This window comes from Pseudomonas sp. 8 R 14 (genome assembly GCF_900005955.1).
GTDB classification, from domain to species: Bacteria; Pseudomonadota; Gammaproteobacteria; order Pseudomonadales; family Pseudomonadaceae; genus Aquipseudomonas; species Aquipseudomonas marginalis.
The window spans coordinates 85674-107243 of record NZ_CVTH01000077.1 but is presented as its reverse complement, the minus strand read 5'-3'; the positions used below and the strand labels follow the sequence as shown (position 1 = coordinate 107243).

General features: G+C 61.6%; 19 protein-coding genes. 8 read left to right on the top strand and 11 right to left on the bottom strand.

What is annotated here, in order from left to right:
- The first annotated feature begins 79 nt into the window (after positions 1-79).
- The gene (locus BFQ01_RS20665; protein WP_065926696.1) at positions 80-2002 is read left to right on the top strand and encodes an acetyl-CoA hydrolase/transferase C-terminal domain-containing protein; all 1923 of its coding nucleotides are present in this window, start codon (positions 80-82) and stop codon (positions 2000-2002) included.
- Between the two features lie 131 nt (positions 2003-2133).
- On the opposite strand, the gene BFQ01_RS20660 is transcribed toward BFQ01_RS20665, so the two are convergent.
- Together BFQ01_RS20660 and rep are read right to left on the bottom strand one after the other, a co-directional pair.
- Positions 2134-2706 carry a xanthine phosphoribosyltransferase gene (locus tag BFQ01_RS20660; protein WP_053258645.1) on the bottom strand — a complete coding sequence of 191 codons (573 nt, stop codon included), beginning with the start codon at positions 2704-2706 and terminating at the stop codon, positions 2134-2136.
- Positions 2707-2764: 58 nt separating this feature from the next.
- Entirely contained in the window at positions 2765-4774 is a 2010-nt protein-coding gene (gene rep / locus BFQ01_RS20655) for a DNA helicase Rep (RefSeq protein ID WP_065926695.1), read from the bottom strand.
- Positions 4775-5029: 255 nt separating this feature from the next.
- Between rep and BFQ01_RS20650 the strand changes: the two genes are divergently transcribed.
- Positions 5030-6703 (top strand): putative bifunctional diguanylate cyclase/phosphodiesterase, encoded by a 1674-nt coding sequence (locus BFQ01_RS20650; protein WP_065926694.1) that lies wholly within the window; start codon positions 5030-5032, stop codon positions 6701-6703.
- Here the strand turns inward: BFQ01_RS20650 and BFQ01_RS20645 are convergent.
- A complete protein-coding gene (locus BFQ01_RS20645; protein ID WP_065926693.1) occupies positions 6700-8112 on the bottom strand; it encodes a NorM family multidrug efflux MATE transporter in 1413 nt (470 codons plus the stop codon). The two genes, BFQ01_RS20650 and BFQ01_RS20645, sit on opposite strands and share 4 nt — an antisense overlap.
- Before the next feature lie 152 nt (positions 8113-8264).
- Here BFQ01_RS20645 and BFQ01_RS20640 point away from each other — a divergent pair, with 152 nt between their 5' ends.
- Positions 8265-9185 (top strand): LysR substrate-binding domain-containing protein, encoded by a 921-nt coding sequence (locus BFQ01_RS20640; protein ID WP_065926692.1) that lies wholly within the window; start codon positions 8265-8267, stop codon positions 9183-9185.
- A 177-nt stretch (positions 9186-9362) separates the two neighbouring features.
- Positions 9363-11339 carry a methyl-accepting chemotaxis protein gene (locus tag BFQ01_RS20635; protein ID WP_065926691.1) on the top strand — a complete coding sequence of 659 codons (1977 nt, stop codon included), beginning with the start codon at positions 9363-9365 and terminating at the stop codon, positions 11337-11339.
- Between the two features lie 59 nt (positions 11340-11398).
- Here BFQ01_RS20635 and BFQ01_RS20630 read toward each other — a convergent pair whose 3' ends face one another.
- On the bottom strand, positions 11399-12895 hold the full coding sequence (locus BFQ01_RS20630; protein ID WP_065926690.1) for a YifB family Mg chelatase-like AAA ATPase: 1497 nt from the start codon (positions 12893-12895) through the stop codon (positions 11399-11401).
- A 225-nt stretch (positions 12896-13120) separates the two neighbouring features.
- Complete coding sequence (locus BFQ01_RS20625) at positions 13121-13381, bottom strand: accessory factor UbiK family protein (protein ID WP_065926689.1); 261 nt, start codon at positions 13379-13381, stop codon at positions 13121-13123.
- A gap of 422 nt (positions 13382-13803) precedes the next feature.
- On the opposite strand from BFQ01_RS20625, the gene glnK reads away from it, so the two are divergent.
- The 4 genes from glnK to sutA all read left to right on the top strand — a co-directional run bounded on the left by glnK (position 13804) and on the right by sutA (position 16567).
- Positions 13804-14142 carry a P-II family nitrogen regulator gene (gene glnK, locus BFQ01_RS20620; protein ID WP_002555808.1) on the top strand — a complete coding sequence of 113 codons (339 nt, stop codon included), beginning with the start codon at positions 13804-13806 and terminating at the stop codon, positions 14140-14142.
- Positions 14143-14176: 34 nt separating this feature from the next.
- Positions 14177-15514 carry an ammonium transporter gene (locus BFQ01_RS20615; protein ID WP_027608313.1) on the top strand — a complete coding sequence of 446 codons (1338 nt, stop codon included), beginning with the start codon at positions 14177-14179 and terminating at the stop codon, positions 15512-15514.
- Between the two features lie 199 nt (positions 15515-15713).
- Positions 15714-16139, top strand: coding sequence for a secondary thiamine-phosphate synthase enzyme YjbQ (locus BFQ01_RS20610; RefSeq protein WP_065926688.1), 426 nt, complete (start codon positions 15714-15716; stop codon positions 16137-16139).
- Positions 16140-16240: 101 nt separating this feature from the next.
- Entirely contained in the window at positions 16241-16567 is a 327-nt protein-coding gene (gene sutA / locus BFQ01_RS20605; RefSeq protein WP_027608315.1) for a transcriptional regulator SutA, read from the top strand.
- A gap of 195 nt (positions 16568-16762) precedes the next feature.
- Here sutA and BFQ01_RS20600 read toward each other — a convergent pair whose 3' ends face one another.
- From BFQ01_RS20600 to BFQ01_RS31795, 6 genes are read right to left on the bottom strand one after another with little or no spacing between them, the layout of a single operon-like run.
- Positions 16763-17458: an HAD family hydrolase gene (locus BFQ01_RS20600; RefSeq protein ID WP_065926687.1), complete on the bottom strand. Its 696-nt coding sequence runs from the start codon at positions 17456-17458 to the stop codon at positions 16763-16765.
- Positions 17455-18354 carry a tyrosine recombinase XerC gene (xerC, locus tag BFQ01_RS20595; protein ID WP_065926686.1) on the bottom strand — a complete coding sequence of 300 codons (900 nt, stop codon included), beginning with the start codon at positions 18352-18354 and terminating at the stop codon, positions 17455-17457. The genes BFQ01_RS20600 and xerC overlap by 4 nt, the downstream gene beginning before the upstream one ends.
- Positions 18355-18356: 2 nt before the next feature.
- The gene (locus BFQ01_RS20590) at positions 18357-19076 is read right to left on the bottom strand and encodes a DUF484 family protein (RefSeq protein WP_027608318.1); all 720 of its coding nucleotides are present in this window, start codon (positions 19074-19076) and stop codon (positions 18357-18359) included.
- Between the two features lie 13 nt (positions 19077-19089).
- Positions 19090-19920 (bottom strand): diaminopimelate epimerase, encoded by an 831-nt coding sequence (dapF, locus tag BFQ01_RS20585; RefSeq protein ID WP_065926685.1) that lies wholly within the window; start codon positions 19918-19920, stop codon positions 19090-19092.
- 3 nt (positions 19921-19923) lie between these two features.
- Positions 19924-21171: a diaminopimelate decarboxylase gene (lysA, locus tag BFQ01_RS20580; protein ID WP_065926684.1), complete on the bottom strand. Its 1248-nt coding sequence runs from the start codon at positions 21169-21171 to the stop codon at positions 19924-19926.
- A 9-nt stretch (positions 21172-21180) separates the two neighbouring features.
- Entirely contained in the window at positions 21181-21351 is a 171-nt protein-coding gene (locus BFQ01_RS31795; protein ID WP_010207449.1) for an LPS translocon maturation chaperone LptM, read from the bottom strand.
- Between the last annotated feature and the right edge of the window lie 219 nt (positions 21352-21570).

The following is a 21570-nucleotide window of genomic DNA, read 5'->3' as shown; positions in this document are numbered from 1 at the left end:
AAATTGAGGGCTGTTCTTTGCAGCAAACACCCGCCACTCTCTGTCCAACCCCTAATCACGGAATGTTCAGGAGGGTCGGATGGTGCAGTTGTGTTCAATCGAGCAAGCAGTTGACGACGTACTGGCGCGCTTGCCGGCGCATATCCACATGGGCATGCCCTTGGGGCTGGGCAAACCCAACCTGTTCGTCAATGCGCTGTACCGGCGCATCGCCAAGCTGCCGGAGCGGGCGCTGACGATCTACACCGCGCTCAGCCTGGGCCGCCCACCGCTGGGCGACGGCTTGCAGAAGCGTTTTCTCGAACCCTTTATCGCGCGGGTGTTTGGTGATTATCCCGAACTGGATTTCCTCGCCGACCTGCGCAAAGACAGCCTGCCAAAAAACATCCACGTGCAGCAGTTCTTCATGCAGCCCGGCAGCCTGCTCCATAGCACCTCGGCCCAGCAGGACTACGTGAGCAGCAACTACAGCCACGCCGCCCGCGATATCAATGCCGCCGGCCTGAACCTGGTGGCGCAACTGGTGGCCAGCAGCAGCGAACACCCCGATCGGCTGAGCCTGAGCTGCAACCCCGATATCACCCTCGACCTGTTGCCGATGATCGCCAAGCGCCGCGACGCGGGTGAAACCGTCCTGATCGTCGGCCAGGTTCACACCGATTTGCCCTACATGCCCGGCGATTCCGAGTTGGGCATGGACGCGTTCGACTACCTGATTGACGCAAAGGACAGCACCACACTGTTCTCCACACCGAACATGCCGGTGGGGTTCCAGGACCATTTCATCGGCTTGCATGCCAGCACCCTGGTGCGCGACGGGGGCACCTTGCAGATCGGCATCGGCTCCATGGGGGATGCGCTGACCGCCGCGTTGCTGGCGCGCCAGGCGGACAACGAAGCCTATCGACTGCTGCTGACGGACATCGATGTGTACCAGTGGGCCCCGCTGATCAGCCGGGAAGGCGGTGTCGAGCCCTTCGCCCGTGGCCTCTACGGTTGCAGCGAAATGTTCGTCAACGGCCTGTTGGTGCTGGCGGATGCGGGGATTATCCGGCGCAAGGTCTATCCGGATGTGGCCACCCAGGAGCAAGCCAACGCCGGTTTGCTGGACGATGCGGCGCAGCCCGACGGCGTTTCGATCCACGGCGGTTTCTTCCTGGGGCCGCGCAGTTTTTACCAGCGCCTGCAGGAGATGACCCACGCCAAGCGCCTGGAATTCAGCATGACCCGCATCAGCTACATTAACGAGCTGTACGGCCAGGAAGAACTCAAGCGCCTGCAGCGCCAGGATGCACGGTTTATCAACAGCGCGATCACGGTGACGTTGCTGGGCGCAGGCGTGGCCGACCAGTTGGAGGACGGTCGCGTGCTCAGCGGCGTGGGCGGGCAATACAACTTTGTGGCTCAGGGGCATGCGCTGGAGGGCGCGCGCTCGATCCTGATCCTGCGCAGCTGGCGTGAGTCGGCAGGGGAGGTCAGTTCCAATATCGTCTGGGAGTATGGGCATTGCACCATTCCCCGCCACCTGAGGGACATCGTCATCACGGAATACGGTATTGCCGACCTGCGTGGGCAGACGGATGCCAAGGTGATCGAGGCGTTGCTCAACATCACCGACTCACGCTTCCAGGCCGACTTGATCGAGCAGGCGCAAAAGGCCGGCAAGTTGCCCAAGGATTTCCAGCTCGATCCGCGCTTCAGCGACAACACGCCGGAGCGGCTCCAGGGTATCCAGGCGCGGCATCGACGTTTGTTCCCGGAGTATCCGCTGGGCAGCGATTTCACGGACGAAGAGCGGGATCTGTTGCGCGCCTTGAACTGGCTCAAGAGCAAATTCAAGCTGACGGAGATTCTGGAGTTGGGCAAGGCGGCGCTGGATGCCCCGGAGCCCCAGGCGTTTCCCGAGCATCTGAAGCGGATGGGGTTGGATTCGCCGGAGGGTTTGAAGGAGGATCTCTATCAGCGTCTATTGCTCGCTGGCTTACAAGCAACCGCACACTAAAAACCAACACAGATCAAAATGTGGGAGGGGGCTTGCCCCGATAGCGGTGTATCAGTCCCAAATGTGTTGGCTGACCCGCTGCTATCGGGGGCAAGCCCCCTCCCACCTGTTTAACCGCGTGCAGGCAACGATTATTCGATGAAGGTGACGACGCCACCGGCCAGCGACTTCACCCGCGCCAGCGACTCAACCCGATAACCCTGCGCATCCAACTCCGCACGGCCACCCTGGAACGACTTCTCGATCACAATCCCCAAGCCGGCAACGGTCGCACCGGCCTGCTTGATGATCGAAATCAGCGCCTGGGATGCCTTGCCATTGGCCAGGAAGTCATCGATCACCAGTACGCGGTCGCTGCTGGTCAGGTGGCGCGGCGAGATCGCCACGGTGCTTTCGACTTTCTTGGTGAAGGAATACACCGTCGCCGACAGCAGGTTTTCGGTCAGGGTCAGGGACTGCTGCTTGCGGGCGAAAATCACCGGCACGCCCAGGTTCAGGCCCGTCATGATCGCCGGTGCGATGCCCGACGCTTCAATGGTGACGATCTTGGTGATGCCCGAGTCCTTGAACCGCGCGGCGAATTCGTCGCCGATCAGTTTCATCAGGGCCGGGTCGATCTGGTGATTCAGAAAGGCGTCGACCTTGAGTACCTGATCGGAAAGCACGATGCCTTCTTCGCGAATTTTCTTGTGCAGTGCTTCCACGGAAAGCTTCCTCTAATGGCGGGTTGTGCGCCGAAAGTAGATTGAAAAGTAGTCGATTCTAGCGCTTTAACATCGCGCGTATATCCGCCAGGGCGGTGTTGCCGCGAACGGCCTTCACCTCGGTCGGGGTGTCGTCATTGCCTTCCCAGGCCAGGTCATCCGGCGGCAGCTCGTCCAGGAAACGGCTGGGGGCACAATCGATGATTTCGCCGTATTGCTTGCGCTTGGCGGCAAAGGTGAAGGCCAGTGTCTGACGTGCGCGGGTAATGCCCACGTAGGCCAGGCGCCGTTCTTCCTCAATAGTGTCGGCTTCGATGCTGGAGCGGTGCGGGAGGATTTCCTCTTCCATGCCCATGATGAACACGTAGGGAAATTCCAGGCCCTTGGACGCATGCAAGGTCATCATCTGTACACCTTCGGCGCCGTCTTCCTCTTCCTGCTGACGCTCGAGCATGTCGCGCAGCACCAGCTTGCCGATGGCGTCCTCGACAGTCATTTCGCCGTCTTCGTCTTTTTCCAGGGTGTTCTTCAACGCTTCGATCAGGAACCAGACGTTGCCCATGCGGTAATCCGCGGCCTTGTCGCTGGAACTGTTGGTGCGCAGCCAGTTTTCATAGTCGATGTCCATGACCATGCTGCGCAGGGCGCTGATCGGGTCTTCGCCGGCGCACTGCTCACGTACCTTGTCCATGAAGCGCTTGAAGCGCGACAGGCGATCGGTGAAGCGCGTGTCCAGGTGTTCGCCCAGGCCGATTTCATCGGTGGCGGCGTACATCGAGATCTTGCGTTCGGTGGCGTAGTTGCCGAGCTTTTCCAGGGTGGTGGAACCAATCTCGCGGCGCGGCACGTTGATCACGCGCAGGAAGGCGTTGTCGTCGTCCGGGTTCACGATCAGGCGGAAGTAGGCCATCAGGTCCTTCACTTCCTGGCGTCCGAAAAAGCTGTTGCCGCCTGACAGCCGATACGGGACCTGGTGGTGCTGCAATTTCAGCTCGATCAGCTTGGCTTGGTAGTTGCCGCGATAAAGGATCGCGAAGTCGCTGTAGGGGCGGTCGGTGCGCAGGTGCAGGGTGAGGATTTCCACCGCCACGCGCTCGGCTTCGGCGTCTTCGTTGCGGCAGCGGATCACGCGGATCTCATCGCCGTGGCCCATCTCGCTCCACAGTTGTTTTTCAAACTCGTGGGGGTTGTTCGAGATCAGCACGTTGGCGCAACGCAGGATGCGGCTGGTGGAGCGGTAGTTCTGCTCCAGCATCACCACTTTCAGGGACGGGTAGTCGTCCTTGAGCAGCATCAGGTTTTCCGGGCGGGCGCCGCGCCAGGCGTAGATCGACTGGTCGTCGTCGCCCACCACGGTGAACTGGTTGCGCGTACCGATCAGCAACTTCACCAGTAGGTATTGGCTGGCGTTGGTGTCCTGGTATTCGTCCACCAGCAGGTAGCGCACCTTGTTCTGCCACTTTTCGAGGATGTCGGCGTGTTCCTGGAACAGCTTTACCGGCAGCAGGATCAGGTCGTCGAAGTCCACCGCGTTGAACGCCTTGAGCGTGCGCTGGTAGTGGGTGTAGACGATGGCGGCGGTCTGTTCCTTGGGGTTGCGCGCGTTTTCCAGGGCTTCGGGCGGCAGGATCAGGTCGTTTTTCCAGGCGCCGATCATGTTCTTGATCTCGTCGACGCCGTCGTCGCCTGCGTATTCCTTCTGCATGATGTCGGTCATCAGGGCCTTGACGTCGGTCTCGTCGAAGATCGAGAAGCCCGGCTTGTAGCCCAGCCGCACATGCTCCTTGCGGATGATGTTCAGGCCCAGGTTGTGGAAGGTACATACCGTGAGACCACGGCCTTCGCCACCCTTGAGCAGGGTGCCGACACGCTCTTTCATTTCCCGCGCTGCCTTGTTGGTAAAGGTCATGGCGACGATGTATTGGGCGCGGATGCCACAGTTCTGGATCAGGTGCGCGATCTTGCGGGTGATCACACTGGTCTTGCCGGAGCCTGCGCCGGCGAGCACCAATAGAGGGCCGCCGACGTAGTTCACGGCTTCTTGCTGCCGGGGATTGAGTCGGGACATACGGAATTCAGGGAGTCGTTGTTCAAAAGGGCGGGCATTTTAACAGGCTGGCAAGATTCTGCTGCCCTGGATCGACGGTGTGACGTACCACTCGATCTAAATTTGCCGGTTTTGCTACTTTGCCGCAGGATGTCTGGGTTTTTAAGACAATTGCTTACAGCCTGCGTATTTGATAACCACGATCATTGGTGATTATCAGGCCGCACGTCATAATGCCCGCCGCCAACGAATTTTTGCAGAGTCTAGGGAGCTAGCTTGTCTACGCCTGTCGAACCCTTGCGTTTGCTGCTACTGGCCGATACGCCTGAGTGGGCAGCGTTGTTGCGCGAGTGCCTGGCGCCGATGGGCGATGGGGCTGTGCTGATCAGCGCGCCAAACTGGGACTCGGTGAGTCGTCTGTTCGATGACGACGACAGCGCAGTGCTGTTGACCATGCCCAGCCTGCAACCCGGCCCTGGCCGTTGCAGCTTGCCGTGCGTGTTGTTGTTGGAGCAGGAGCCGCTGGTTCCGCCACTGGGCGTCAGTGACTGGCTGATCCGCAATGCGCTGGACGCCGACACGTTGCGTCGTTGCCTGCGCCATGTGCGTGAGCGGGGGGTGCTGGAAAACACCCTGCAACGCCTGGCCGAGCAGGACCCGCTCACCGGCATCGCCAACCGCCAGGGCTTCCAGACCCTGCTGGCCGCACGGTTGGCCGAGAACGAAGGTCGCGGCCTGGCCCTCGGTCACCTGGACCTCGATAATTTCCGCCATGCCAACGATGCCCTCGGCCACCAGGCCGGCGACCGCCTGATCCTGCAAGTGGTCTCGCGGCTCAAGAGCCAGCTGGAAGCCGGCGATCAACTGGCGCGCCTGGGCAGCGACGAATTCGCCCTGCTGATCGATACGCGCCGCGCGCCCCAGCGTGCGGAGTGGATGGCCGAGCGCATCACCGAAGCCATGGCCGAGCCGTATTGGGTGGATGGCGAAAGCCTGCTGATCGGCTGCAGCCTGGGCGTGGCCCATGCCCGCGCCCGTGCCGGCGCCGACCCGCTGATGTGGCACGCCCATATCGCCATGCAGCAAGCCAAGAGCACCCAGGGCTGTACCTTTCATATCTTCAACGAACGCATCAACCGCAACGCGCGCAGCCTGGCCGACTTGGAAAGCGAGCTGCGCCGTGCCTTGCGCCGTGATGAGCTGGAGCTGCATTACCAGCCGCGCCTCGACCTCGACGACGGGCATATCGTCGGCCTGGAAGCCCTGGTGCGCTGGCGCCACGGCGAGCGCGGCCTGTTGCCGCCGAGTGAATTCGTGCCCCTGGCCGAACAGAGCGGCCTGATTGTACCGTTGGGTTACTGGGTGATTTCCCGGGCCCTGCGTGACATGCAAGACCTGCGCGAACGCGGCCTGCCGCCGCTGCATATGGCGGTCAACCTGTCGTTTCGCCAGTTCCAGGACAGCCAGCTGCTTTCTACACTGAGCCGGCTGATCAGCGAGCGCGGCGTGGAAGCGCAATGGTTGGAGTTCGAACTGACCGAAACCGCCGTGATGCGCCGCAGTGACCTGGTCAAGCAGACCATGGACGCCCTTGGTCGCCTGGGTGTGCGGTTTTCCCTGGATGACTTCGGTACCGGTTTCTCGTCGTTTGTGCACCTCAACAGCCTGCCGATTGCCTTGTTGAAGATCGACAAAAGCTTTGTCGGCGGCATGGAGGAGCGCGAAGAGAACCGCAAACTGGTGCACGCGATGATCAACCTGGCGCACAACCTTAATCTGGAAGTGGTGGCCGAAGGTGTGGAAACCCCCGAGCAACTGGCGCTATTGCGGCTGTTCGGCTGCGACCAGGCCCAGGGTTACCTGATCAGCAAGCCGCTGCCGTTGCCGGAGCTGGTGGAATACCTGACCTTCGGCGACGGCAAGCACACCCGCGTGAGCGAGGGTCTCTAGTCGGCCTGTACCGCCTGGAAGCCGGTGTCGGCTTCGGGCGCCGGGCCTTCCCGGCGAATCATCCGCTTCATCTTCGCTTCAAACGCCCAGGTCAGGCTTATCGCGGCGCAGGCCAGTCCCAGTGCCAGGCCCCACCACACGCCGGTTGGCCCCCAGCCCAACGTGAAAGCCATCAGCCAGGCCGAGGGTGCGCCAATCAACCAGTAGCAGCCCGCACCGATCAGGAACGTGGTCTTGGCGTCCTTGAGCCCGCGAATGCAACCCATGGCGATGGTTTGCACGCCGTCGAACAGCTCGAACCACGCGGCGACGGCCAGCAGGCTCACGGCCAGGACGATCACGTCGTGGAACGCCGGGTTGTCGTGGTCGATCAGCAGTCCTATGAGCGGCTCGGAAAACAGCCACAGCACCGCCGCGAATCCCAGCATTATCGCCGCGCCAAAGCCTATGCCGACACGCCCGGCCATGCGTGCGTGCACCAACTGTCCGGCGCCATAATGCTGGCCGATGCGCATGGTCACCGCGTAGGACATCCCCGCCGGCACCATAAAGGCCACCGATACGATTTGCAGGGCGATCTGGTGCGCTGCCAACTGCGTGCTGCCCATGGTGCCCATGCACAGGGCTGCAAAGGCAAACAGCCCGACCTCCACCGCATAGGTGCCGCCGATCGGCAGGCCCAGGCGCCACAACTCGCGCAGATATTGGGTGTTGAGGTGCAGCAGCCCTGTACTCAGCGGGTAGGCGGCATAGGCCCGGTTGCTGCGGATGTACCACATCAACGCCAGCGCCATGCTGTTGGCGACAATCGCCGTGACCAGGCCGATGCCCATCAAGCCGAGCTTGGGCAGGCCGAACATGCCTTCGATCAGTGCGTGGTTGAGCAGGTAGTTGACCACCGTACCGCCGAGGCTGATCACCATCACCGGAGTGGCTTTGCCGATGGCGCTGGTAAAGCCGCGCAGGGCCATGAAGCTCAGGTAGCCGGGCAGGGCAAACGGCAGCATGGTCAGAAATTGCCCGGCCGAATGTACGTTGGTCTCGGTCTGGCCGAACATCAGCAGCACCGGCTTGAGGTTCCACAGCAGCAGGGCCGCCGCCAGGGCCATCAGCCAGGCCAGCCACAGCCCGGCCTGGGTCAGGCGGGTGGCACCTTCGATATCGCCCGCGCCGTGGCGGATCGCAACCAAGGTGCCCACGGCGGCAATCACGCCGATACAGAAAATCGCGACGAACGAATAGCTTGCGGCACCCAGGCCGCCACCGGCCAGGGCTTCGGGGCTCAGGCGCGCCATCATCAGGGTGTCGGTCAACACCATCAGCATGTGCGCCAACTGTGAGGCAATCAACGGCCCTGACAGCCGCAGAATGGCCCAGAGTTCGGTACGTGCCGGATGCTGCATGATCATCACGCTCAAAAAGTCAGAGGGTTGGGGAAGGGCTGATTCTCGGCGCTCTCAGCCCATTGCACAAAGGGATAAATGCGATCGTTTGCATGATTAAAACTCATGCTTGATTGATTCTGGTAGGGTTTCAGTATTGCGCTGTCGGAGCTTTCCTCATGTCTCGTCGTCTTCCTCCTCTTTATGCCTTGCGCGCGTTTGAAGCGGCCTCCCGACACAGCTCTTTCACCCGCGCGGCCGAGGAGTTGTCGATCACCCAAAGTGCGGTGAGCCGACATATCCGCACGCTTGAAGAGCATTTCGCCTGCCGGCTGTTCCAGCGCAATGGCCGCACCTTGCAGCTCACTGAAGCGGCGCGTCTGTTGTTGCCCGGTGTGCGCGAAGGGTTCGCGGCGCTGGAGCGCGCCTGCCATACCTTGAATGCCGAAGATGACATCCTGCGCATGAAGGCCCCCTCCACATTGACCATGCGCTGGCTGCTGGCGCGACTCAGCCGCTTCCGGGCGCTGCAGCCGGGCAATGAGGTGCAACTGACCAGCGCCTGGATGAGCGTGGACGAGGTGGACTTCAACCAGGAGCCGTTCGATTGCGCGGTGTTATTGAGCTACGGGCATTTTCCAGCGGATTGGGAAGCCAGCTATCTGTTCCCCGAGCTGTTGATACCGGTGGGTGCACCGAACCTGTTGAACGACGGTCCTTGGGACGTGACCCGCCTGGCCGGCGCCGAGTTACTGCACCCCACACCCGACCGCCGAGACTGGCGCAATTGGCTGGAGCGCATGGGGCTATCGTCCCAGGTGTCGCTCAAAGGCGGGCAGGTGTTCGATACCTTGGAGCTGGGCATGATCGCCGCCGCCCGCGGTTATGGCGTGTCGATGGGCGACCTGCTGATGGTGGCCGAGGATGTGGCGCAGGGACGCTTGAGCTTGCCGTGGCCGACTGCGGTAGCGAGTGGGGAAAATTACTATTTGGTGTGGCCGAAAACCCGTCCAGGGGGTGAGCGCTTGCGGCGTCTGGCGGATTTCCTCCAGAGCGAGGTGCAGGCCATGGTTTTACCCGACGTCGAACGGCTCAATTGAGGGGTTTTGACTCAGCGACGCAACCGTTTGCGTGATACCCCTGCGCTTCGCTCAAGTATTGCAAAACGCCGCCGAAGTAGGTGTGTTGGAACCATCGTGCACCAACGTTTCCCACCAGATAATTTGCCGAGCAGCGCTATGAGATCAGGATGATCCTGGCCTCGGCCAGGAGCTGTCATGTCTCAACCTCGCGCCCGGATTGCCTCCCAGTTAGGTCTCGCGTTAGCCGTGATTTTGGCTGTCGTCATCAGCGGCAGTACTGTTTTCGCCTTGCGTTCCCTCGATTCCGCCAACCTCGATACCCGCGAGGAGCACCTGGCCAGCGAGGCGCGCTTGCTTGCCGACCAACTCAATACCTTCCACAGCACGTTGCGCGAGAGCACCCAGCGTTTGAGCGGGCTGTTTGAAAAACGTTTCGGTGCCGGGTTGAGCGTGCATGTGGACCAACCCGTGAGCGTGGCCGGTGTTCAGACGCCCAGCCTGTACCTGGGCAACGAGGTGTTGAACAACAACTTTGATGAGGTGGACGAGTTCAAGCAAATGTCTGGCGGCGTGGCCACCGTATTTGTGCGCAGTGGCGACGACTTCATCCGTATCAGCACGTCCCTGACCAAGCAGGATGGCAACCGCGCCATCGGCACCGTCCTCGACCGTCAGGGCCCGGCCTACCAGCGCGTTGTGGGTGGGCAGACCTACATCGGCAGGGCGGTGTTGTTCGATCGTTCCTACATGACCCAGTACAGCCCGGTGCGTGACAGCGGCGGTAAGGTTATCGCCGTGCTGTTCATCGGTTTTGACTACACCGATGCGCAGAATGCCCAATTCGAAAACCTCAAGCGCTTCCGAATTGGCCAGACCGGCTCCCTTGCACTGCTGGATGAGCAAAAGCACTGGCTAGTGGCACCCGCCGGCGTGCAGGCGTTGGATCAATCGGTGCCGGTGATGCTGGACCTGGCCAAGACCCCGGGCAAAGGTCGCTTCTGGAGCGACAAGAACGAAGATTTCTATAGCGTTTCGGTACCGTTCGAAGGCGGCCCGTGGGCCGTGGTCGCGAGCATGCCGAAAGCTGAAATCCGCGCGGTGACCTGGGCCGTGGGGATTCGCCTGGTGATCGGCAGCGTGCTGGCGATGTTGCTGGCGGTGGGCGCCACGGTCTGGCTGCTGCGCAGCAAGCTGCAACCGCTGAGTGACTTGGTACACCAGGCCGAAGCCTTGGGTGCGGGCGACTTGAGCGCACGCCTCAACGTATCCAGCCATGACGAAATCGGCCAACTGGCGCGCAGCTTCAATCAGATGGGTGAAGCGCTGTCGACGATGGTTTCCCATATCCGCAAGGCGGCCGAGGAGGTCAATAGTCGGGCCCAGGCGTTGTCCGGTCTGTCCGGTGGGGCCTATGACGGCATGGAGCAGCAGTCCGGCGAAATCACCAGCATGGCCGGCGCGGTGGAAGAGTTCAGTGCCACCTCGCTGAACATTGCCGACAACATGGGCAACACCGAGCGCCTGGCCCAAGAAAATGCCCAGCAAACCCGCATTGGTCGCAATTCGATGCAGGAGGCGTCGTCGTCGCTGGAACATATCGCGACCGCGCTGAACAGCACGGCCACAGTGATCAATACCCTGGGCCAGCGCTCCCAGGAAATCGGCGGCATCGTCGGTGTGATCACGTCCATCGCCGAACAGACCAACCTGTTGGCGCTCAACGCGGCCATCGAGGCTGCACGCGCCGGTGAACAGGGCCGTGGGTTTGCCGTGGTGGCTGATGAAGTACGCAACCTGGCATCGCGCACCCGCGAAGCCACCGATGAAATTTCCGGGATGATCCAGAGCATCCAGCGGGAAACCGGTAACGCCATCAGCACTATGGAACACGGCAACACGCTGATGCAGGAAGGCTTGTCGCGCAACGCCGACGTGGCCTCGGCCCTGGCGCGCATTGATGAGCAGAGCCGATCGGCCGGCCAGCAATTCGCCGCGATCACCACCGCCACCCAAGAGCAGAGCAGCACCGCGACCTTGCTCAGCAGCAACTTGCAGAGCATCGCGCTGGCTAACAGCGAGCAGCGTGAGGTGGTGTCGAACCTGGCGATTACTGCCAAGGAACTGGAGACGTTGGCGGCGAGCCTGCGCCATGAGGTGGATCGCTTTCGCTGAGCCACCGTTTTCCAAGATGTGGGAGGCTTGCCCCTCCCACATTTGGCGCTGCGCCAAGCTTAAGTGATCGCCGCCGGGCGGTATTGCAGGGCCTCTTTCAGGTGGTCGCGGGTGATGGTCTCTACCTGATCCAGATCCGCCAGGGTGCGCGCCACCTTGAGCAGTCGATGGGCCGCGCGCAGCGATAGGGTCAGTCGTTCACAGGCCGTTTCCAGCCAGTTTTCATCCACCTTCGTGAGCTTGCAGTGCTCGCGCAGCCCCGGCAGATCAAGAAAGGCATTCGCACAGCCCTGGCGCTTTTGCTGATGCTCGCGAGCCTGGGCGACCCGCGCTGAGGCATGGGCGGTATCCTCGCCCGCCTGTTGGATCGGGTTCAGTGCCGTCGTTTCCCTCGCCACGGTCAGGTGCAAGTCAATCCGGTCCAGCAGCGGCCCCGAGAGCTTGTTGCGATACCGCTGAATCTGCTCCGGCGTACAACGACAGCGCCCGCTGGGTTCGCCCATATAGCCGCAAGGGCAGGGGTTCATCGCCGCCACCAGTTGAAAGCGTGCCGGGAAACTCACTCGGTCGCGAGCGCGGGAAATCACGATATGCCCCGACTCCAGCGGTTCGCGCAAAACCTCCAGCACCTTGCGATCAAACTCCGGCAGCTCATCGAGGAACAGCACGCCATGGTGAGCCAGGGTGATTTCCCCAGGCTGTGGTTTCGAGCCGCCGCCCACCAGCGCCGGCCCTGACGCAGAGTGGTGTGGCTGGCGAAACGGCCGGTGTGGCCAATGGCTCAGCGGCGCCAGGCTTACAACCGATTGAATCGCGGCAACCTCCAGCGCCTCCTGTTCGCTCAACGGCGGTAATAAACCTGGCAGGCGGCTGGCGAGCAAGGTCTTGCCGGTGCCGGGCGGCCCGCTAAACAAGAGGTTATGCGCCCCCGCTGCAGCGATCAGCAACGCTCGCTTGGCCGCGAGCTGGCCCTGAACTTCACTCAGGTCCGGATAAGGCTTGTTCAAGTACAGCAGGCCATCGGACGTGTAAGGCTCGATCGGCACATGTCCATTCAGGTGCGCCACCACTTGCAACAAGTGGTCTACCGCAATCACCTTCAACCCCGACGCCAGGCACGCCTCCTCGGCATTCGCCCGAGGCACTATCACGGTGCGCCCGGCCTTGCGCGCCGCCAAAGCCGCCGGTAGCACGCCTTTAACCGCACGCACTTCACCGGACAACGCCAACTCACCCAGGCATTCAATGTCATCGAGCATCAACGCTGGCACCTGCACGCTGGCGGCGAGGATCCCCAGGGCAATCGCCAGGTCAAAACGCCCGCCGTCCTTGGGCAGGTCGGCGGGCGCGAGGTTGAGGGTGATGCGGCGCGCGGGGTATTGCAGGGCCGAGTTGAGGATGGCGCTGCGCACGCGGTCTTTGCTTTCCTTGACGGCGGTTTCGGGCAAACCCACCAGTGTGAGGGACGGCAAGCCATTGGCCATATGCACTTCGACGGTGACGGCAGGGGCTTCGACGCCGATCTGGGCGCGGCTGTGGACGATGGCGAGGGACATGCTCGTTCCTTGAAAGGGGAGGCCGCTTCCTGCGGTTTTTCAAGGGTAGATGAGGTGGGGAAGTGCAGCGTGGAGGAGGTTTTACAGAACGTATCCGAGGTGCAGCGCAAAACAAATGTGGGAGCGGGCTTGCTCGCGAATGCGCTGGATCAGTCAGCATCTTCGTGTCTGACAGACTGCATTCGCGAGCAAGCCCGCTCCCACATTTTGACCGAGTTGCCTCAGTTACTCGGCAGTGTTGGTCAACCGAGCTTCCAACTCCGCCACCTTCGCCTCCAGGCTCTCCAGCCGCGCACGGGTGCGGGCGAGCACCACCATCTGGCTATCAAACTCTTCCCGGCTCACCAGGTCGAGCTTGCTGAAACCGCTTTGCAGCAAGGCCTTGAACTGGCTTTCGATTTCATTGCGGGGCAGCGGGGTGTCGCCGCTGAACAGGCGAGAGGCGTGGCCGCTCAGGGCGTCGAGGAGGTCTTTGGGCGCGAGCATGGGAAATATTCCGGAAAACTGTTGGCGGGCAGTGTATCACGCAGCGTCTATAGTCTTTTTCACGGCCGGGGTCGCACGCTTTTCGCGCATCAGGCCGGGCGCCTATGCACCGTTTTCGTGCGCATTGCGGGCGCCAGATAGCCCCGCTGGTGGGCTTAAGTGGGCAAAGGACTGATTTCAGTGATTTTTACGGAGCTGGCAAGGTTTCTGCTTAGACGATCATGACCCATGCACTGATGCAGTCGCTGTGACGAATGCAGTGCGCCGACGGATCAGGGGTACAGGTTTCGTCACCAGTGGTTCGCTGGCGTCGCAATGGCAACTGCCCTTGCGACGATGCGTTACAAAGCCAGGCACTGCGCTTAGACTTGAGACGGGTTTGTTTTCCTGGGGCAAGTCCACCAATTCGGGAGAGAGTTTTCATGAAGCTAGTCACTGCCATCATCAAGCCGTTCAAGTTGGACGATGTACGCGAGTCGTTGTCCGAGATCGGCGTGCAGGGCATTACCGTTACTGAGGTCAAGGGCTTCGGTCGGCAGAAGGGTCACACCGAGCTGTATCGCGGCGCGGAATATGTAGTGGATTTCCTGCCGAAGGTGAAGATTGATGTCGCCATTGACGACAAGGATCTTGACCGGGTTATCGAGGCGATAACCAAGGCCGCCAACACCGGCAAGATCGGTGACGGCAAGATCTTCGTGGTCAATCTGGAACAGGCTATTCGCATCCGTACCGGCGAAACCGATACCGACGCAATCTAAGCCGCCAAACCCCAACGCCCCAGGAGAAAACAATATGACTCTGCGTAAATTCGCAGGGCTCGGAGCCCTGTTGTCCATCGTAATGCCAAGCCTGGCCATGGCGGCAGACGAAGTGGCTGCTCCAGTCCTCAACTCCGGTGACACCGCCTGGATGCTCACATCCACCGCGCTGGTGCTGTTCATGACCATTCCAGGCCTGGCGCTGTTCTACGGCGGCATGGTGCGCTCCAAAAATATTCTGTCGGTGATGATGCAGTGCTTCGCCATCACCGGCCTGATCAGCATCCTGTGGGTTGTCTACGGCTACAGCATCGCGTTCGATACCACCGGTATGGAACAGGGTGTGGTCAACTTCAACTCCTTCTTCGGCGGCATGGGCAAGGCGTTCCTGGCGGGTGTGACCCCGGCCAGCATCACCGGGCCGGCTGCGCTGTTCCCGGAAGCCGTGTTCATCACCTTCCAGATGACCTTCGCCATCATCACCCCGGCGCTGATCGTCGGTGCGTTCGCCGAACGCATGAAGTTCTCCGCCATGCTGATCTTCATGGCTATCTGGTTCACTCTGGTCTATGCGCCAATCGCCCACATGGTGTGGAGCGGCAACGGTGGCCTGCTGTGGGACTGGGGCGTGCTGGACTTCGCCGGCGGCACCGTGGTGCACATCAATGCCGGTGTCGCTGGCCTGGTGGCGTGCATCGTGCTCGGCAAGCGTAAAGGCTTCCCGACCACTCCAATGGCGCCTCACAACCTGGGTTACACCCTGGTGGGTGCGGCCATGCTGTGGGTCGGCTGGTTCGGCTTCAACGCTGGCTCTGCGGCTGCGGCCAACGGCACCGCCGGCATGGCGATGCTGGTGACTCAGATTGCTACCGCTGCTGCAGCCCTGGGCTGGATGTTCGCCGAGTGGATTACTCACGGTAAGCCAAGCGCACTGGGCATCGCCTCGGGTGTAGTGGCTGGCCTGGTCGCCGTTACACCGGCCGCCGGCACTGTTGGTCCGATGGGCGCCCTGGTGATCGGCCTGGTGGCCGGTGTGATCTGCTTCTTCTGCGCCACCAGCCTCAAGCGCAAGCTGGGCTACGACGACTCCCTGGACGCATTCGGCGTGCACGGTATCGGCGGTATCGTCGGTGCGATCCTCACCGGTGTGTTTGCAGCCCCTGCATTGGGCGGCTTCGGCACCGTGACTGACATCGCAGCTCAAGTCTGGATCCAGTGCAAAGGTGTCGGCTTCACCGTGATCTATACCGCCATCGTCACCTTCATCATCCTCAAGGTGCTGGACGCGGTCATGGGCCTGCGGGTTACCGAAGAGGAAGAGGCTGTCGGCCTCGACCTGGCGCAACACAACGAACGCGGCTACAACCTGTAAGTACGCGAAAAAAAGATGCCCGGCTTGCCGGGCATTTTTTTGCCTGGCGTTTGTCAGTCATAACAAGCTGTGCCGGTTTTTGCGCAGAGTTTGTCATGCACTTTCCAGCGTGCGAATGTCTTACAGGCACGTAGGCGTATTCGGCACTTTGTTTTTTCCCAGAGCGCGCTAGAATGCGCGCCGATGGGCGGAGAACTGTATGTGGCAACAGACCCTGATTACCCTGCGGGCCAAGCCCCGGGGCTTTCACCTGGTGACTGACGAGTTGCTTGCCGGCTTGCCTGAGCTGAAGGCCTGCCGCGTGGGCCTGTTGCACCTGTGGCTGCAGCACACCTCGGCCTCGTTGACGGTCAACGAGAATGCCGATCCGGCGGTTCGTCGTGACTTCGAGCGTTTTTTCAACTCGCTGGTGCCGCAAGGTTACGCCGGGTTCGAACACAACGACGAAGGTCCGGATGATCTGCCGGCGCACTTCAAGGCCAGTCTCCTGGGCTGCCAGCTGAGTTTGCCGGTCAAGGCCGGCCGCTTGGCGATGGGGACCTGGCAAGGTGTTTATCTGGGCGAGCACCGTGATCATGGCGGTGCTCGTAAAGTCCTCGCCACCTTGCACGGTGATGGGGCATAAGCCACTGGTTATCCGGTGGATGTGATTTTTTTCCGGCAACCTCGACAGAGGGCGAAGCTGGGCTATAACTAATCTGCTTTTCGCAAGTCATGAGGTAGAACATGAGCGACGATGATCTGGAAAACGACGAACTCGAAGTAGGTGACGAAGACGACACCGAAGAAGGTCTTGAAGCGGCGGCGGAAGACGTTGCTGAGGACGACGGTGGTGATGACGCTCCTGTTCCAGCTGCCAAGGGCAAAGCCAAGGCTGCTGTTTCGGTAGATGAATTGCCGAGCGTTGAGGCCAAGAACAAAGAGCGCGATGCCCTGGCCCGTGCCATGGAAGAGTTTCTTGCCAAAGGCGGCAAAGTGGTCGAAGTCGAGCCCAATGTGGTTGCTGACCCGCCCAAGAAGCCGGATAACAAGTACGGCAGCCGACCTATCTAAGGTCAGCCACCTGCTTGTAAGAAAAAGCCCGCCGTCGCTGCGGGTTTTTTCATGCCTGTAATAACCGGCTACAGGTTACCCCCCAATCAAGTGTGGGAGGGGGCTTGCTCCCGATTACAGTAGGTCAGTCAATACATCTGGAGACTGATACACCGCTATCGGAGCAAGCCCCCTCCCACATTTTTCTCACCCGTGTTACTGCCAGCTGCGAAGTAACGCCGGCAACTCCGTCAGGCTGCGAATCTGTGCATCCGGGAGTTTATCCCCTTCCCACACCTTGCTCGACGGGTTGAACCACACTGCCCGCAGCCCCGCCTGCTGAGCCCCGGCAATGTCGTCCCCGGGGTGGTCGCCAACATGCACCGCCGCACTGGCATCTACTCCGCCGCGCTGCAGCGCTTCCTGGAACAGCCGCGCATCCGGCTTGGCGATGCCAATATCTTCAGCGCGTAGCGCAAAGTGAAAGTAGTCCGCCAGGCCAACACGCTGCACATCGGCATTGCCATTGGTGATCACACCCAGCAGAAAGTGCTGGCGCAGCGCTTGCAGCATCGGCTCGGCCTCAGGGAAAGGCGTGAGTTGATGGCGGGCGTGAATGAACGCTTCGAAACACACATCGGCCATTTCCGTGGCCTCAGGCTGTGGATAACCGGCCTCTTCAAACGCATGTATCAACACCCGATGGCGCAGGATACTGATGCGGTGTTTGAGTTCGGGATGCCGTTGCAGCACCTGTTGGCGCAGGCTGGCGAAATGCTCCAGGGGCAGGTCGCCCACCTTGGCGGCATGGGTGGCCAGCCATTCGCGCATCGACGCTTCGGCGCTGATGATGACGGGTACGTTGTCCCAGAGCGTGTCGTCCAGGTCGAAGGTGATCAGCTTGATGTTCATGAGTCGCCGTCCTTGATGCGTTTGGCCCGTGGATGGGCGCTGTCGTAGACCGTTGCCAGGTGCTGGAAGTCCAGATGGGTATAGATCTGCGTGGTCTTGATGTCGGAATGGCCAAGCAGTTCCTGCACGGCGCGCAGGTCCTGGGACGATTCCAGCATATGGCTGGCAAAGGAGTGCCGCAGCATATGTGGATGCAGGTTCTGCCCCAGCTCGCGCTCGCCGGCAGCCTTGACCCGTACCTGGATGGCGCGCGGCCCCAGGCGCCGCCCTTGCTGGCTGATAAACACCGCGTCGTCCACCGGGTTGGCCAGGGCGCGCAGCGGCAGCCACAGTTGCAGGGCTTCGCGGGCTTTCCTGCCTACCGGCAGCACCCGAGTCTTGCTGCCTTTGCCGAGCACTTGCACCAGGCCGTCGGCCAGGTCCAGTTGATCGAGGTTCAGGCCCGTCAGCTCCGATAGGCGCAGGCCTGAAGAGTAGAACAGTTCGAGGATCGCCTGGTCGCGATGGGCGAGGAAATCGTCCTCCACGGCGCCATCGAGCAATTGCAGGGCACGGTCGGTGTCCAGGGTCTTGGGCAGGCGTCGTTCGCCTTTCGGCGGGGACAGGCCGCTGGCCGGGTCGTGGTCGCAGAGGCCTTCGCGATTGAGGTAGTGATACAGGCCACGCACCGCCGACAGCAGGCGCGACAGACTGCGCGAGGACTGGCCCGCCTGGTGCAGCCGTGCGATCAGGCTGCGCAGGCCCTGGATATCCAGGGTCTTCCAGCTGGTGACCTGCTGTTTTTCGCAATACGCCAGGACCTTGTTCAAGTCCCGTCGGTAAGCCTCCAGGGTATGGGGTGACACCTGGCGCTCGTTACGCAGGTGAGCGCAGTAAGCGTCCAGTTGCCGTTCCATGGCTAGCGCACCGCGCGCAGGGCGGTGGTGTGGCGCGGAAGGACGCGGCCCAGTACTTCGGCGATATAGGTGAGGAACAAAGTGCCCACCGAGCTCTTGTAGTGCGCGGGATCGCGGCTGGCGATGGCCAGGACGCCGTGCAGGCCTTGATGGCTGAGAGCGACGACGGCGGTAGAGCCGATCTGCTTGCGCTGTTCGGCGCCGAACAGGAAGTCCAGCTCGTGCTCGCGCAGGGTGCCGCTGATGGTCTTGCCTTCGGAAAGCAGGCCGCCGATCGCGGTTTGCGCGTCGCCGCCACTGACCCAGCGACCCACCGGCATCGGGTTGTCGCTGAACAGGATCAGGCTGACAAACGGCACCTGGAAGTCCTGGCGCAGGCTGTCTTCCACGGCGATGACCGTTTCTTCCAGGCTGGTGGCGTCCATCAGGGTAAGAATCAGACGGCGGGTTTTCTCGAATAGACGGTCGTTGTCGCGGGCGACATCCATCAGGTGCGAGAGCTTGTGGCGCATTTCGATATTGCGCTCGCGCAGGATCTTCATCTGTCGCTCCACCAACGACACGGTGTCGCCGCGCTGGTGGGGGATGCGCAGGGCCGGGAGCAGTTCTTCGTGTTCGACGAAGAAGTCCGGATTAGCCTCAAGGTACGCCGCGACGGCAGCGGCCTCCAGACTTTCGCTCGGGGTAGTTGCTTGTGCGGGTACTTGAGGCTTATCGGTCATTGGCTTGGCTCACTCATAGACGGACCTGTCCTTCGTATACGCGCGAGGCCGGCCCGGTCATCATCACCGGGTGGCCAGGGCCTGCCCACTCGATGGACAGGCGTCCACCGGGCAGGTCGATCAACAGTGGCGAATCCATCCACCCCTGGCTGATCGCGGCCACGGCAGCGGCGCAAGCACCGGTACCGCAGGCCTGGGTTTCGCCGGCGCCGCGTTCCCACACGCGCAATTGCGCGCGGGAACGGTCGATCACCTGCAGGAAACCCACATTGACCCGCGCCGGAAAGCGCGGGTGGTGTTCGATCTTCGGCCCCAGTTCATGCACGGGGGCAGTGTTGATGTCGTTGACCCGTAGCACCGCATGGGGGTTGCCCATGGACACGGCAGCGATGTCGACGGTCTGGCCGTCAACGTCCAGCGGGTAGCTGGCGGCCTGCTCGGTCGCCTGGAACGGAATATCCGCCGGCACCAGGCGCGGCGCGCCCATGTTGACGCTGATCTGGCCGTCGCTGCGGATATCCAGCTCGATCACGCCGCTCTTGGTCTCGACGCGAATCTGCCGCTTGGCGGTCAGGCGCTTGTCCAGCACAAAGCGTGCAAAGCAGCGCGCACCGTTGCCGCACTGTTCCACTTCGGAGCCGTCGGAGTTGAAGATCCGATAACGGAAATCCACCTCCGGGTTGCTTGGCGCCTCGACGATCAGCAATTGGTCGAAGCCAATCCCGGTATGCCGGTCGCCCCACTGTTTAGCGTGCTTGGGCAGGATGTGCGCGTGCTGGCTGACCAGGTCGAGGACCATGAAATCATTGCCCAGCCCGTGCATCTTGGTAAAACGCAGCAGCATGGCTTACTCCGGCAGCAGGCTTTCGCCAGCATACAACTCGGCTACCGTCTCGCGGCGACGCACTTCCAACGCTTGATCACCGTCCACCAACACCTCGGCGGTACGTCCGCGGGTGTTGTAGTTGGAACTCATGACAAACCCGTAGGCACCGGCCGAATGCACGGCCAGCAGGTCGCCTTCTTCCAGGGCCAGTTGACGATCCTTGGCCAGGAAGTCGCCGGTCTCGCAGATCGGGCCGACGATGTCATAGGCGCGTGCTTCGCTGTTGCGAGGCGTCACCGCGGTGACATTCATCCAGGCCTGGTACAGCGCCGGGCGGATCAGGTCGTTCATCGCCGCATCGACGATGGCGAAGTCCTTGTGCTCGGTGTGCTTGAGGTACTCGACCTGGGTCAGCAGCACGCCGGCATTGGCGACGATATAGCGGCCCGGCTCGAACATCAGCGTCAGGTCGCGGCCTTCGATGCGCTCGCGCACGGCCTGGATATAGTCGGCGATCGCCGGTGGCTCTTCATCGCGATAACGCACGCCCACGCCACCACCGAGGTCGATGTGGTGCAGGTAGATGCCGCATTCGCCCAGGCGGTCGATCAATGCCAGCAGGCGGTCGAGGGCATCCAGGAACGGCGGCAGTGTGGTCAGTTGCGAGCCGATATGGCAGTCGACACCCAGCACTTCCAGGTTCGGCAGCTGGGCGGCACGGATGTACACGTCTTCGGCGTCGGCAATGGCGATGCCGAACTTGTTCTCTTTGAGACCGGTGGAAATGTACGGGTGGGTGCCGGCATCGACGTCCGGGTTGACGCGCAGTGAGATCGGCGCACGAACACCCATCTCGGCGGCGACGACTTGCAGGCGTTCCAGCTCGTCGGTGGACTCTACGTTGAAGCAATGTACGCCGACTTCCAGGGCCCGGCGCATGTCTTCGCGGCTCTTGCCTACGCCGGAGAACACGATCTTGTCAGCCTGGCCGCCGGCGGCCAGGACCCGTTCCAGCTCGCCACGGGAGACGATGTCGAAACCGGCGCCCAGACGCGCCAGGACATTCAGTACACCCAGGTTGGAGTTGGCCTTGACTGCGTAGCACACCAGGTGCGGTACGCCATCGAGCGGGTCGGTGAACGAGCGGTATTGGGCTTCGATATGCGCACGGGAGTACACGTAGGTCGGGGTACCAAAGCGCTGGGCAATCGCGGACAACGCCACGCCTTCCGCGAACAGCTCGCCGTCCCGGTAGTTAAAAGCGTCCATGGAGCTCCCTTATTCGTAGGTGTCGTGCTTATGCGCTTTGGAGGGCTTTTGCGACGATTGCGCCTGTTCATTCGGGTCTTTGCTGTCATCGGGCAGGTACAGCGGGCCTTTTTGACCACAGGCACTAACGAGGCAAGCGACCGCGACGAGCGCAGCAAGGGAAGAGATCAGGCGCTTCATGGCGAAATCCTTGAATATGCATTAATTGCGCCCGAGTATACCGACCACCCGCCAGCTTGCCTATGCGCTGAAATACCCGTCCGGCGGGGGTTTGCCGAGATGGTCGGGAAGCGGACTACGCTGGTTGAGGATATTTCACACCGTCAATCGTGTTGAAATCGGTATCCTTTGCAATCGGCGGGGCTCGCCCGTATCGTGCGGCGCTTGAGCAAAACCAGA